This is a genomic window from Actinoallomurus sp. NBC_01490, assembly GCF_036227085.1.
Lineage (GTDB): Bacteria > Actinomycetota > Actinomycetes > Streptosporangiales > Streptosporangiaceae > Actinoallomurus > Actinoallomurus oryzae.
This window is the reverse complement of record NZ_CP109433.1, coordinates 657,668-669,831: the sequence shown is the minus strand read 5'-3', so window position 1 is coordinate 669,831 and position 12,164 is coordinate 657,668. Positions and strand designations below refer to the sequence as shown.

Annotated in this window: 15 protein-coding genes and 1 pseudogene; 11 read left to right on the top strand and 5 right to left on the bottom strand. The window is 68.1% G+C overall.

Annotated elements, in window-relative coordinates; translation table 11 throughout:
• The first annotated feature begins 30 nt into the window (after positions 1-30).
• The 6 genes from OG417_RS03500 to OG417_RS03475 all read left to right on the top strand — a co-directional run bounded on the left by OG417_RS03500 (position 31) and on the right by OG417_RS03475 (position 4,518).
• Positions 31-627 carry a TetR/AcrR family transcriptional regulator gene (locus OG417_RS03500; protein WP_329249637.1) on the top strand — a complete coding sequence of 199 codons (597 nt, stop codon included), beginning with the start codon at positions 31-33 and terminating at the stop codon, positions 625-627.
• Positions 628-629: 2 nt separating this feature from the next.
• Positions 630-1,292, top strand: a complete 663-nt coding sequence (locus OG417_RS03495) for a VC0807 family protein (RefSeq protein ID WP_329249634.1) — start codon at positions 630-632, stop codon at positions 1,290-1,292.
• The gene (locus OG417_RS03490) at positions 1,285-2,622 is read left to right on the top strand and encodes an FAD-dependent oxidoreductase (protein WP_329249631.1); all 1,338 of its coding nucleotides are present in this window, start codon (positions 1,285-1,287) and stop codon (positions 2,620-2,622) included. Before OG417_RS03495 ends, OG417_RS03490 begins: the two co-directional genes overlap by 8 nt.
• 118 nt (positions 2,623-2,740) lie before the next feature.
• Entirely contained in the window at positions 2,741-3,112 is a 372-nt protein-coding gene (locus OG417_RS03485) for a hypothetical protein (RefSeq protein WP_329249628.1), read from the top strand.
• A gap of 281 nt (positions 3,113-3,393) precedes the next feature.
• Positions 3,394-4,020 (top strand): LysE family transporter, encoded by a 627-nt coding sequence (locus OG417_RS03480; protein ID WP_329249625.1) that lies wholly within the window; start codon positions 3,394-3,396, stop codon positions 4,018-4,020.
• 54 nt (positions 4,021-4,074) lie between these two features.
• Complete coding sequence (locus OG417_RS03475) at positions 4,075-4,518, top strand: GlcG/HbpS family heme-binding protein (protein WP_329249622.1); 444 nt, start codon at positions 4,075-4,077, stop codon at positions 4,516-4,518.
• A gap of 66 nt (positions 4,519-4,584) precedes the next feature.
• On the opposite strand, the gene OG417_RS03470 is transcribed toward OG417_RS03475, so the two are convergent.
• Entirely contained in the window at positions 4,585-5,139 is a 555-nt protein-coding gene (locus tag OG417_RS03470) for a DUF3885 domain-containing protein (RefSeq protein WP_329249619.1), read from the bottom strand.
• Positions 5,140-5,370: 231 nt separating this feature from the next.
• On the opposite strand from OG417_RS03470, the gene OG417_RS03465 reads away from it, so the two are divergent.
• From OG417_RS03465 to OG417_RS03455, 3 genes are all read left to right on the top strand, one after another.
• On the top strand, positions 5,371-5,898 hold the full coding sequence (locus OG417_RS03465; protein ID WP_329249617.1) for a DinB family protein: 528 nt from the start codon (positions 5,371-5,373) through the stop codon (positions 5,896-5,898).
• A 157-nt stretch (positions 5,899-6,055) separates the two neighbouring features.
• On the top strand, positions 6,056-6,466 hold the full coding sequence (locus OG417_RS03460) for a GNAT family N-acetyltransferase (RefSeq protein ID WP_329249614.1): 411 nt from the start codon (positions 6,056-6,058) through the stop codon (positions 6,464-6,466).
• 311 nt (positions 6,467-6,777) lie between these two features.
• A complete protein-coding gene (locus OG417_RS03455; RefSeq protein WP_329249612.1) occupies positions 6,778-7,881 on the top strand; it encodes a hypothetical protein in 1,104 nt (367 codons plus the stop codon).
• Between the two features lie 124 nt (positions 7,882-8,005).
• On the opposite strand, the gene OG417_RS03450 is transcribed toward OG417_RS03455, so the two are convergent.
• Together OG417_RS03450 and OG417_RS03445 are read right to left on the bottom strand one after the other, a co-directional pair.
• Complete coding sequence (locus OG417_RS03450; protein WP_329249609.1) at positions 8,006-8,545, bottom strand: NUDIX hydrolase; 540 nt, start codon at positions 8,543-8,545, stop codon at positions 8,006-8,008.
• A 2-nt stretch (positions 8,546-8,547) separates the two neighbouring features.
• Positions 8,548-8,688, bottom strand: a pseudogene (locus OG417_RS03445) (IS256 family transposase); the annotation flags it as partial.
• Between the two features lie 501 nt (positions 8,689-9,189).
• On the opposite strand from OG417_RS03445, the gene OG417_RS03440 reads away from it, so the two are divergent.
• Positions 9,190-9,966 (top strand): SEL1-like repeat protein, encoded by a 777-nt coding sequence (locus OG417_RS03440; RefSeq protein ID WP_329249606.1) that lies wholly within the window; start codon positions 9,190-9,192, stop codon positions 9,964-9,966.
• A 102-nt stretch (positions 9,967-10,068) separates the two neighbouring features.
• On the opposite strand, the gene OG417_RS03435 is transcribed toward OG417_RS03440, so the two are convergent.
• Positions 10,069-10,320 (bottom strand): hypothetical protein, encoded by a 252-nt coding sequence (locus OG417_RS03435; protein WP_329249603.1) that lies wholly within the window; start codon positions 10,318-10,320, stop codon positions 10,069-10,071.
• Between the two features lie 305 nt (positions 10,321-10,625).
• On the bottom strand, positions 10,626-11,414 hold the full coding sequence (locus tag OG417_RS03430; protein WP_329249600.1) for a serine/threonine-protein kinase: 789 nt from the start codon (positions 11,412-11,414) through the stop codon (positions 10,626-10,628).
• A 335-nt stretch (positions 11,415-11,749) separates the two neighbouring features.
• Here OG417_RS03430 and OG417_RS03425 point away from each other — a divergent pair, with 335 nt between their 5' ends.
• On the top strand, positions 11,750-12,091 hold the full coding sequence (locus OG417_RS03425; protein WP_329249597.1) for a DUF2199 domain-containing protein: 342 nt from the start codon (positions 11,750-11,752) through the stop codon (positions 12,089-12,091).
• Positions 12,092-12,164: the final 73 nt, after the last annotated feature.

Below are 12,164 nucleotides of genomic sequence, written 5' to 3'. Positions count from 1 at the left end.
TGATTTGCTTGAGCGAGCTAAGTTTTGCTCATGCAAGCAAGAACCTTCACCGAGTCGGGCCGGCGCGCCCAGATCGTGACGGCGGCGATCGAGGTGATCGCCGAGGTCGGCTTCGCCAAGGCGTCGTTCAGCCGGATCGCCAAGCACGCGGGCCTGTCGAGCACCGGCATGATCAGCTACCACTTCGCCGGCAAGGACGACCTGCTCACGGCGTGCGTCGCCGAGATCGAGCAGGTCACCGAGGCGTTCATGGGGCCGCGCGTCGACGCCGCCGAGGGCCACGTCGCGCAGCTGCGCGCCTACGTCGAGTCGAACGTCGCACTCGTCGGCGAACACCCCACCGCGGTACGAGCGCTGATCGACATCGTGAAGAACGGCGGCGCGCAGAGCGCCTCCGTCAACGGACGTCTCGCCCTGTTCGAGGAGCACTTCCGCACCGGGCAGGCGGCGGGCGTCTTCCACCCCTTCGATCCACGGACCGTGGCGATCGCCCTCACCAGCGGCCTCGACGCCGTGGTCGTCACCGCGGCCGCCGCCGCGACCGAACCCCCCGAGCTGGCCCGCATCGGCCGCGAGCTCGCCGACCTGTACGTGCGGGCGACCGCAGCCGATCCCGAGGGAGCCTGAGAATGCTGACCCAGGAGAAGACCGCGCCCGACATGGGCCTGCGCCGGGTGATCCGCGCCAACGTGATGGCCGTCGTGTTCGAGGTGGTCGTGCCGATGGTGCTCTTCTACGGCCTGCGCGCCGCGGGCGTGAGCCAGTGGTGGGCGCTGATGGCCGGCGTCCTGGTGGCCGCGCCGTACGCGGTGTGGACCATCGTGCGCGACCGCCGCCTCGACCTCATCGCCCTGGTCACGCTGAGCGTCCTGGCGCTGTCCGTCGTGCTCGGCCTGTTGTCGGACGACCCGCGCACCCTCGCGATCCGGGAAGGGTGGACCGCCGCTCTGGGCGGCCTGTTCGGCGCGTGGATGCTGGTCACGATCGTCGTCGGCAAACCCGCCCAGCTGACGTTGGGCCGTACGATCGCCGAGATCAAGCGTGGCGCCGAGGGCGCGGCCGCGTGGGCGGCCCGCTGGGACACCGACGCGCGGTTCCGGCGCGGGCTGCGCATCAACACGGCCGCCTGGGGCGGCGTGCTCGTGGCCAGCGCGGTGGTGCACATCGTGCTCGTCTACACCCTGCCGATCGACCTCATCGCCCTGGTCACCAACGTGGCGTGGTTCGGTGCGCTGGGCTGCCTGATCGCCTGGCACGTCTGGTACCTCCGCAAGGAGAACCTCGATGCCTGACATCCTGGTGGCGGGCGGCGGCCCCACCGGCCTGCTGACCGCGTTCGAGCTGGAGCGCGCCGGGCTCGACGTCCTGGTCCTGGAGCGCGACGCCCGGCCGACCACGCAGTCGAAGGCACTCGCCCTCCAGCCCCGGTCGATCGAGGTGCTGGACGAACGCGGCCTGCTGGCGGCGGTCGAGGCGCACGCCGAGGCGCGGGTGCCCGCGGGGCACTTCTCGGGCATCCCGATCGACTACGCCGACCTGCCGACGCGCTTCCCGTACCAGCTCGGTGTCGAGCAGGCGTACGTCGCGGCGGCGATCGAGGCGCGGCTGCGCACGCCGGTGCTGCGCGACGCCGCCGTCACCGCCGTGGAGCAGGACGGCGAGGGCGTCACCGTCACCGCGGGCGGGCGCCGTCACCGGGCGGGGTGGCTCGTCGCGGCGGACGGCGGGCACAGCACGGTCCGGAGGCTGGTGGGGGCGGCGTTCCCCGGCACCTCGGCGCGGATCTCCCTGGTCGTCGCCGACCTCACGCTCGCACGCAAGCCCGCCGGGCTCGCCGACGACTGGCGGTTGCCGTCGGGCGGGTCGGGGTTCCTGCTGCCTCTCTCGGGTGGGCGCTACCGCGTGGTCGTCGGCGGCGAGGAGCAGCAGCGGCTCGGCCGCGACGCGCCCGTCACGGCCGACGAGTTGCAGCGGGGGCTGACCGACGCGCACGGGCCGGGGATCGAGGTGGGCGAGGTGTTGTGGGCCTCGCGGTTCGGCGACGCGGCACGGCAGCTGGAGCGCTACCGCCACGGCCGTGTGCTGTTCGCGGGCGACGCCGCGCACATCCACCTCCCGGTCGGCGGCCAGGGGCTCAACCTGGGTCTGCAGGACGCGGTGAACCTCGGCTGGAAACTGGCCGCACAGGTCCGCGGGCACGCCGCCGACGGGCTGCTCGACAGCTACCACGACGAGCGTCACCCGATCGCCGCCCGCGTGCTGCTCAGCACCCGGGCGCAGGGAGTGCTCGGCGTGCCCATCCCCGACGCCGCTGCCGTCCGAGAGATCGTCACCGGGCTGCTCGCCGTCCCCCAGGCGCGCCGGGCCGTGGCGTTCGAGCTGTCGGGCATCGGGATCACCTACCCCGGCATCGCCGGCCGCGCCGCCGACGTCCCGGTCGCGCCCGACGGCCGCGCCGTGCTCGTCGGCGCGTCACCGCCCGTGGGCTGGGCCGGCCGCGTCGAGACCCGCGACGGCACGGAACCGCGGCTCATCCGGCCCGACGGCTACGTTGCATGGGCCGGCGGACCGGGCCTGGACGCGGCGCTGCGCCGATGGTGCGGCCCTTCGAGTGCGAACTGAACGGCACTCTCGGGGCACCTCGCCGTACGGGAGTGGCTCTTCCACGGTTAGATTCGCGTACGGCTGCTGAAACGCGCAGGGACCTGCCGGTCACGAGAGGCGTCGACGAAGGAGCGAGATGAACATCGTGGTGGACGACCTGTCCGGCCCGCAGATCGCCGAGTTCCTCCACGAGCACGTGCGACAGATGCGGTCCATTACGCCGTTGGAGAGCAAACACGCACTCGACCTCGACGCGCTGCGCGGGCCGGAGGTCACCTTCTGGTCGGTGATGGACGGCGACTCGGTGGTGGGCTGTGGCGCGATCAAGAGACTGGACGCGGTCCACGCCGAGCTGAAGTCGATGCGTACCGCGACCGCGCGCAAGCGCAGCGGAATCGCGTCCCGGCCGCTGAGTCACATCCACCGAGGCCAAGGGGATGGGGTTCACCCGGCTGAGCCTGGAGACCGGCTCGGCCGAGTTCTTCCTTCCGGCGAGGAAGCTGTATGAGAAGTTCGGATTCGACTACTGCGAGCCCTTCGCGGCCTACCGCCCCGACCCGAACAGCGTTTTCATGACAAGGCTGCTCTAGAGATTCGATCGCCAGGTCCGGACCGTCGCGCTGGTGGTGCTGAGACCGGCCTTGAAAATGAGTTGTACGGGTGCGCCCGTTGCCCGGAGGATCGGGCCATGACCACGTTCGTCCGTTCTCTGTTGCCGTGCCACGCCGTCCGTTCGGTGCACGGCCGACAGCAGTCCGGCCGGCCATGGAGGTCGACGCTCTCACAGCCGTGATCGCCGCCTTGGTCGCGGGGCTGTTCGCCGGCTACGGCATCGCCATGCCGGTGGGAGCGGTCGCGACCTACCTGGTGGCTCTCACCGCTCGGACGACCCTGCGGATCGGCGCGTTCGCCGCACTCGGTGTCGCGACCGCCGACGGCCTGTACGCCCTGGTCGCCGCGGTGGCGGGTTCAGCGGTCACCCCGGTGATCCGGCCGATCATGCAGCCTCTGCGCTGGGCCTCGGCCCTGGTGCTGATCGCGCTGGCGGTCCGGTCGGCGGCGCGGGCGATCCGCCGGCACCGCGGGGCCCAGGCGACGGCTCAGGCCGGTGAGACCCCGATCAGCCCCGTCCGGGCGTACCTGGCGCTGCTGGGACTGACCATGATGAACCCCATCACCGTGATCTACTTCGCCGCGCTCGTGCTCGGCGACCAGGGCACGGTCGCACCGGATCACCTGCGGCAAGGGGTGTTCGTCCTCGCGGCGTTCGCGGCGTCCGCCAGCTGGCAACTGCTCCTGGCCGGCGGTGGTGCGCTGCTCGGCCGTGCGCTGACCGGCGGTCGAGGGCGGCTGATCACGACGGTGACCTCCAGCGCCGTGATCTGCGCCCTCGCCGTGCACCTGCTCGCCCGGTGAGCGGTGATCCGGCCGCTTTGACCATCAAGGCCGTCGCCGTTAATTTCCCTGTTCATGCCTGATACTCCGCGTCTTCCCGGACTGAAGTCGGCCGAGGCGGACTGGTTGGTGCGAGCCGCGTTGGCGGTCGGTGCGGAGCGAGGTTTCCCTCCGCTGGCGGTGGCCGTCATCGATGTCGCCGGAGAGGTGATCGCCCTGCGGCGTGCCGATGGCGGTATGCCCATGACCAGCCGGATCGCTGTCGCCAAGGCACGCACTGCGCTGTACGCGCTGAAGCCCTCCGGCCTGATCGACCTGCCTGGAGGGATCGTCGACGGCATCCAGCACCTCTACCGCGGCGACTTCGTCCCGTGGGCGGGCGGTGTTCTGGTCACCGACGGTGAGTTGATCCTCGGTGCCGCAGGCGCGTCCGGTGCCCATGCCGTTGAAGACGAAGAGGCCGTACGGACGGCGGTGCAGCGATGGCAGGAGAGCCGCTCCGCCGACGGCCCGGAGTGACGCGGCTCCACGGGGAGTGCCGGGCCGCCTCTCTGCCGCACCCGTCGTCACCGGCCGCCTGCGCCGCTACAGACCCGCGGGGTGTGCCGACAGCCAGTCCGCGTGGCGTTCCTTCAGCACACCCCGGTCGTGCGCGGTCGGGGCGATGACATCGGCTCCGCCGTCGTAGGGGTGATACAGCCACCGCAGATCCGGCGGAGCGATGATCGCGTACGCGATCCGGTCGTCGGCCACGGCCCGCAAGAACGGATTCAGAGTCGATCCCTTGAGGGAGGTCGTGCCGGCGTAGAGCGTCATCGGAATCTCGAAGGCCGAACGCTCATCAGGCTGGATCGTCGTCCAGGGGACCGCCCCCTGATGAGCGCGGGCGACGACGATCCGGCCCTGCGCGTCCGCGAAGTAGCCGGCGATCACGTAGAGACCGTCGCCCGCACCGAGCTCGGCCAGCACGTCGTGATGCCGCGCGAGGATGATGCCGTACTCGTCCTCGGTCTCCGCGTACCGCTTGGACCGGGGAAGGCTGTGAAACCGAACCCAGCGATCGGCATACCGGCCGCGAAACTCGTACGCGATCGGAGCCCCGCCCCACCGCGTACGCCACGCCGCCGTGAGCGATGCCACCTCGTCTTCTGTCACGAACCCCCCCAGTCAAAGCCGCGCGGAACTCACTTCGTACGTGGTCGGCCGCCCACCGCCACGGGCAACGGCGATGTTTTCCTGCCCGACCGACAGTCCATCGACGTCCAGCACGTCATTGTGGAAGGGGCTCATCCGCGGCGGCCGGCTCTCCGGCATTTTCTCGGATCACGGGCCGCCGACAGCCGAGAGAGGGGAACTTGTTCCATGGCCGCCATGCGCACCTCGATCACCTCGGTATTCGACGATGTCTGGCAGCGCACTCAGCACCGGCTCGCCGGCCTTACCGATCACGAGTACCTCTGGGAACCCGCTCCGGACGGTTGGACGCTCCGTCCGGATGCCCAGGGACGGTGGTGCATGGATGGGGAGGGCGGTGGCGGCCCGGCACCCGACCCCGTACCGATCAGCACGATCGCGTGGCGAATGGGACATATCGGATTGATGTTCATCGACTTCGGAACGCGCCTCTTTCACGGACGCAACATCACGCTCGACGATGTCGAGTTCTTCGGCACAGCGGCGGCCGGGACGGAGTTCCTGGAGAACGCTTATCGCGTCCACTGGCGTGAGCCGCTCGGCAGGATGGCCGACGAGCGGTGGTGGGAGCCGGCCGGGACACCCTTCTTCGCCTTCGCCGATCGCCCTGCGACGGACATCGTGCTCCATGTGCTGGATGAGTTCGCCCACCACGCTGCTGAATTGGGGGTCTTGCGGGACCTGTACCCGCATCTGGTGGCCTGATGCCCTGCCTCAGCCGGGTGAGCCGATGTTCGCCCGATGGGTGGATATTGATGAGATGAGCGGACTCATAGTGCGCGGAATCCGGCCAGGGGACGGTGACGGATGCGCGCGGGCGTGGCGAGACGCGGGCAGGTATTACGCCGCCCTCGTACCCGAGGTGATCCATGAACCCGATGCTCAGGGCCTGGTGGAGTGGTTCGAGCGGGGCATAGCCGATGAGCGGAGCGACGACACGCTGTGGCTCGTCGCCGAGGATGACGGGCAGGTGGTCGGGGTCATCGAAGCCGTGGTGAACCGGCCCAGCCCGGAGGCGCGTTGGCAACTTCAACGTGATCTGTCCCGGGTACGACTTGTGATCACCGCGCTTGCCGTCGTCGAGGGATATCGCCGCAAGGGTGTAGGTACGGCGCTCATGGAAGCTGCTGAGACGTGGGGACGGCAGAAGGGCGCGGAGGTCGCAGTGACCGACACGAATCTGAGCAGCCCCCTGTCCGTGCCGTTCTACGAAGACCGGATGGGCTATGACAGGCAAGCGGTGATTCTGCGCAAGACGCTTGCCCCGGAATGACCCGGCCTCCACATCGACCACTGACCGACTCGGCGTACGGCCGCGACGGCGCCGTGGGCGGCTGGACCCGCGGCCGAATCCGCCGCGGGTCCAGCCGGTGGCCTTCTGGCCGAACGGGGATTCATGCTCCTTCGGATGCGTTTTCTCGGCGGAAAACTTCTCCGGCCCCATCGCATCACCAATATGTGGCACGATCGCAGGAGCACGCACAGCGATCTGAGGAGAGTCTTTTGGCGGCGAAGAGGGCTGTCTTCGGTGCGGTCGCACTAGTGACACTGGGAATCTCCCTGACCGGTTGCAGAGGAAATGCGGTGGACGCCGCTTCGTCTCCCACCAGCACCGCGACTCCGGCTCAGGAAAGCGCGAGCGCTACGGCGAGTGCGCGGGCGAAGGCCAGCACGAAGTGCACCGATCAGAACGACCATTCGGGTGATTCCAGGTCCACAGACGACTGCCCTCCGGTCCCGGCTGCCGCCGCCACGTCGGTCACGTTCAAGGCGCAGCGGGTCACCGGCCCGCCGCCGCCGAAATCGGGGATCGACCATAACGTCGTAGCGCTCGGCACCGTACGGCTGGCAATGACCGCGAAGCAGACCGCGTACGTGGTCTCGTCGTTGCGCGCGAACGCGGCCACCGTACGAACGCTGGTGGACAACGAAGTGCGGTGCACGTGGCCGGGTGGCAGCAAGAACCTGGTGATGGGCCAGAACATCTATGCGGGCACGGGTCAGAACCCGCAGTGGGAAGACACCTGGATCGTGACCAAGTTCCTGCTGCACCCCGGCGTGGCCGCGACGGCCACCTGCACGACGTACGCGAGGGTCGCCTCGCTTTACAAGCAGACATCTGCGGTGCGGATCGCGGCCGGTTCATTGCGGTTCGCCGACACGTCGGTCGACAACGCGGCGAACGGCAAGCCGCTCGACAACGAGATGCCCTACGGCGACCTGCCGGTGGACTCGACCCACCGGACCGTACGGCAGCCCGCGCTCCCGATCACCACTGCACCGGCCGGGCTCCACCAACTCAACGTCTTCGGCGACGTGGACTACCAGGTGTGTGAGCGCGGCGTCGCGTGCGACAAGACCGGTTCCTCGACTGCCCGGTTCACGCTGATCGTCAACCAGTGGAACGCAGCGGGCACGAAAATCTGCCACACGGACTCGTCGACGAGCAGTGTCACCAAGACGGTCCCGTACTGGGTGCACCACGTCGTGGTGCCGCTGTACACCCCGCATTTCGCGGTGTCGACAGCACCGGGCTGCGCCCCGGTCTTCAACGCCTACGTGCGGGTGGACTGGCTGCGCGGCCAGACCGGCGCGGTGCAGGGCACGGCGGTCGGCCTACCCGACCGGCGCGGTTCCGCCTCGACGCATCGATCGGCGATGAGCCACCTCTACATCGTTCCGGCGTGACCCGACCCCCGGCGTACACGGCTTGATGAGGCGCCGGCCTGCCCCTCGCCGGTCCGGACCTGCGGATCGCTGATCTCTTCCTTCAGCTGTAATTGGGTACCGAAGTTCGTGGCCGCTGTGCCTTTCATGACCACAGCTCGAACGGTTCGTCGATTTCCTGCCCATCGAGGAAGGCGCCGAGCAGTGCGGGCAACTGGCCGGGGTAGAAGCGTTCGCCGCTGGTGAGGACCTCTGGCACCGGCCACCAGCGGTAGCCGAAGTAGTCCTCCTTCTCGTAGTCCAGGCGCTGTGACTCGTCGATGTCTGACGCGGGCGTGAACAGGTGCACCGTCGCGATCACCTCGTCTTGCAGGCGCCGCGTCCGCCGATGCCGGAACGAAGCCCGCCGCCGCCATGCCGGCGGCCCGATCTGCGAGTGCGCGACAACGATTCCGGTCTCCTCGCGAAGTTCCCTGACCGCGGCGTCACGGTAGGTTTCGGCGGGCTCTATGCCGCCGCCCGGCAGTTCCCACCACGTCCCCAAATCGGGCTGGCCGGGGTCGCGGGTGTGGAACAGCAGCAGCCTGCCGGCGATGTCCAGCACGACCAGCCGCACCACGCTGCGTTCGATGACGGGCAGGCCGTCATCGGGTAGTGGCACGGGACGACCGCCGTCCGCGTCCATGATCAGGCCGCCTCCGGCTGAGGATCTTGTGGCCGTTCGGCGAGACCGCCGCCGGTGAAGGGCGCTCCGGCGCGGACCAGGGCGACCAGATGGGGTGCGTTCACGGCGCGCCGGCGAGCCTGGGCGGATTCGATGAGCTTGAAGTCATCAACGGCGACCCGCCGAGCCAGAACACCGACCGGCAAGCAATCACCGCTTGACCTGCGGATGACGCGGCGGCGACTCATACAACACACGCGTGGACGTGACCGTGAAAACCAGCCCTCAGGGCCACTGACCTGCGAATGCGACTGCCCTCCGGTGACGCCTATCGACCCTTGTTCTCCTGGCTGGTTGCACGTTAATTGCACGCCGCGGAGGTGTCCACCTGAGCGTTCGGAACACTGAACGAGGTTTCGGGCTACCTCGCAGCGAGACTCCGGCGGAGCACCCGCCAGGTCGTTGCCTTTGAAATGCCAACCTGAAGCCGCGTCGGGGCGTCCTCACCTGTGAGCGCCGGCGATGCGGCGCGAGAGCCCGTTTGGAGGGGTTCTCATGAGGCGACGGGCCGTTCTCTGGTCATTGCTCATGGCGGCGCTCGCCGGGGGCCCCTGGTGATGGCCGACTTCTTGATAGCGACGATGATGATCCTCACGGTGATCTTCGTGATCGTGCCGGTGGGGCCCGTCTACCGGTTCGTCGCCGGTAGTTCGTTCAAGCGGCCAGGCCGGCGTCTGGCTGCGGCTCGCGGGAACGTCGACGCGATGCGTGCCCTGGGCTTCGATCTCATCATTGCGGATCGGTTGGACAAGGCCGAGCCGTGGCTTCGCCGCGCCGCCGATCTCGGGGACATCACGGCGATGGTCTACCTCGGTGGGCTGCTCGATGAGCTAGGAGAGGGCCAGGAGGCGGAACACTGGCTCCGACTGTCCGCTCAGGCCGGGAACACCACCGCGATGTACGGGCTCGGGTTTCGGCTCGCCAAGGAGGGGCGGGCCGAGGAGGCCGAGCCCTGGCTTCGTCGCGCGGCTGAGGCCGGCGAAACCTTCTCGATCAGCACCCTCGGCGTCGTTCTCCTCGCGCTGGACCGAGACGAGGAGGCCGAGCAGTGGTTTCGCCGTGCCGCACGGACCGACGACCCTGACCTCATTCCCGCCCTCGCTCACGAGTTGTATGAGTCTGGTCATGCCGCGCGGGTCGAGGGACGTCTCCGCCGTGAGGCCGAGGACGGCGATGCGGAGGCGATGGCCGTCCTCGGCGCACTGCTGGCGCAGTGGGACCGCGGGCCGGAGGCGGAGTCGTGGCTTCGCCGCGCCGTCGACGCGGGCCACGCTGCAGCGGCGTTCGACCTGGCCGTCCTCCTCGACGAGTCGGACCGGCAAACGGAGGCCCAAGAGTGGTACCGCCATTTCGCCGAGAACAGCGATCAGGCGATGCCCTGACCGTGACCGGACAACGCACCGGCTTACCGCCACCCGGCGATCGGGTCGGCGTTGATTTGTCTGTGGACCCGCCCGGAAGGAAACAGGAGCTGGGAGACCGACTTAATCGGTGGGGTTCACCAGCGTGACGATCGTGTTCGGGGGCGGCTCGCGGGTGACGCCGTACCAATAGAAGGCCTCAAGGCTGTGCTCGCTACCGTGCTCCAGGCGCTTGGCGACTTTGCCGTGGGGGTATCCCACGAGCCCGTTGGCCAGTTCAAGGCGCGCATGGTTCTGTTCCGTGCAGTAGGTCCAGCGTCCTCCGCTGCTGCGGAGCATGAGTTCACCGAGATATGCCCCCACGGCCAGTGCCACACTTTCTTTGACCTCCGTCGGGGGAAGGCCGGCGATGAACTCGTCACAGTACTTGTCGAGCTGATCGACGTGTTCGGGGGGTTCCAGTCGAAGACGTAACCGTCCGCTCGTGTGTTCTCGACGAAAGTGTCCGCCAGTCGCTGCATGAAGGCGGCTGTCTCGGCGTCCGTGGGGACCGGTGATGCGCTGCGATCCCGCCGCTTACGACGTCTCAACATACGTCCACCCTCGATGTGGAATCTTCCCGTCCGTCGTCGTCCCCCCTTAGGGGAGCCGGCGAGGTTGAGTTCCCAACCGGCGATACATCAGGACCTCGATGTGAGCTGTGAAAGGCCGGAACGTAGCTGTGCCGTTGTTGGCCTGTCCTTTGGATCTTTCGCGAGCAAGCTGATGAGCAGCCGACCCAGTGGAGATCCTGCGCGTTGCGGGGTACGCGGTGGGTCGGTCAGGACGGCGGCCATTACCGCTGTCGGGCTCGGTCCACCGAACGCGGGCCGCCCTTCGGCAGCGTAGAAGAGCGTGGCTCCAAGTCCCCACAGGTCGATGGCGGGTGAGCTCTCCAGCCCTCGGATCTGCTCTGGGGCCATGTAGGCAGGGGTACCGATGATGGCGCCCGCCTCGGTAAGCGTTGGGTCACCCTCGAACCTGGCAATGCCGAAGTCGGCGAGTTTTATCGATCCGTCTCCCCGTACAAGGACATTCGCGGGCTTAACGTCGCGGTGAATGATTCCGAGTTCATGCGCTTCGGTCAGCACATCGAGCATGTCAAGGCCGATTTCGGCAACCCGTGCGTGAGGCAGCGGCCCCTCGCGCTCCACGGTCTTGGCCAGCGTCACCGCTTTGACCAGTTCCATCACGATGAGCACCGAGTCCTGATCCACGAGGACATCGTGAACGGTCACCGCATTCTTGTGGTCGAGCTGCGCGGCGGCCCGCGCCTCGCGGAGCATGCGAGCTCGCATGGCTCCTCTCGCGTCGGCAGAGAGCCCAGTGGGCGGGAGAAGCTGTTTGATCGCCACATGCCGACCCAGCACGGTGTCCCTCGCGCGCCAGACCACACCCATGCCGCCACGGCCGAGTTCTTCCAACGGCATGAACCGGCCCGCCGACAAAGTGATGGCCCCAGGCTCGTGCCCGCTCGCGGGCAGAGGCGGTGCCGAGCGAGGCTGCGCAGCGGCGGCCATCGGAGCCTTCATCGAAGGAACCGCAGCCCTGGGATGCTGTGCTACCCGTCGGCGTTGTTGCCCCCTTCGGATCGAGGCCCGCCATAGGAAGAAAACAACGACTAGAGCCGCAATCGGGATGATAATAGAGGCCATGGACTCAGACGGTCCTGCCTGCATGGCTAAGAACCCTCCCAGGCCCGGCATAATTGAGAAGACATTATCAAAGGTCATCCCGCCTCTGTTGGGTGATCCCCGTGTCCTCCTTGAGGCTCCTGCGCTCGCCACGCATCGAGGTATTCACCTGGGGAGTCTGGGTCTCGCTCAGCGAGAAGAACTTCATCCGCGCCTCACAGCTGTGGAACGTCTCCGGCCGGGAGAGCGAGCCGCCTTACTTCGGATGGCTTTCGACCGAGTTGCCGCTCTACTCACCGACCACGATCGAATTGAAGACCAATCTGCACACCCGCCCGGTCGGTCAACGTCCGGCAGTAGAGCTGGAGCCCACAGCACACCCGTTGGCCGTCGAGCAACGTAACGGCATCACCCACGCGAGAGTTCAGGAGATCGCTGAGATCCTTCTCCACCCTGGGCAATCTCCGCGGTAACCGTTGCAGGGCGACCGCCGTTGACCCCGGCAACACCGGGACCCGGTGAAGTACCGGGCTCAACCCAGCGACC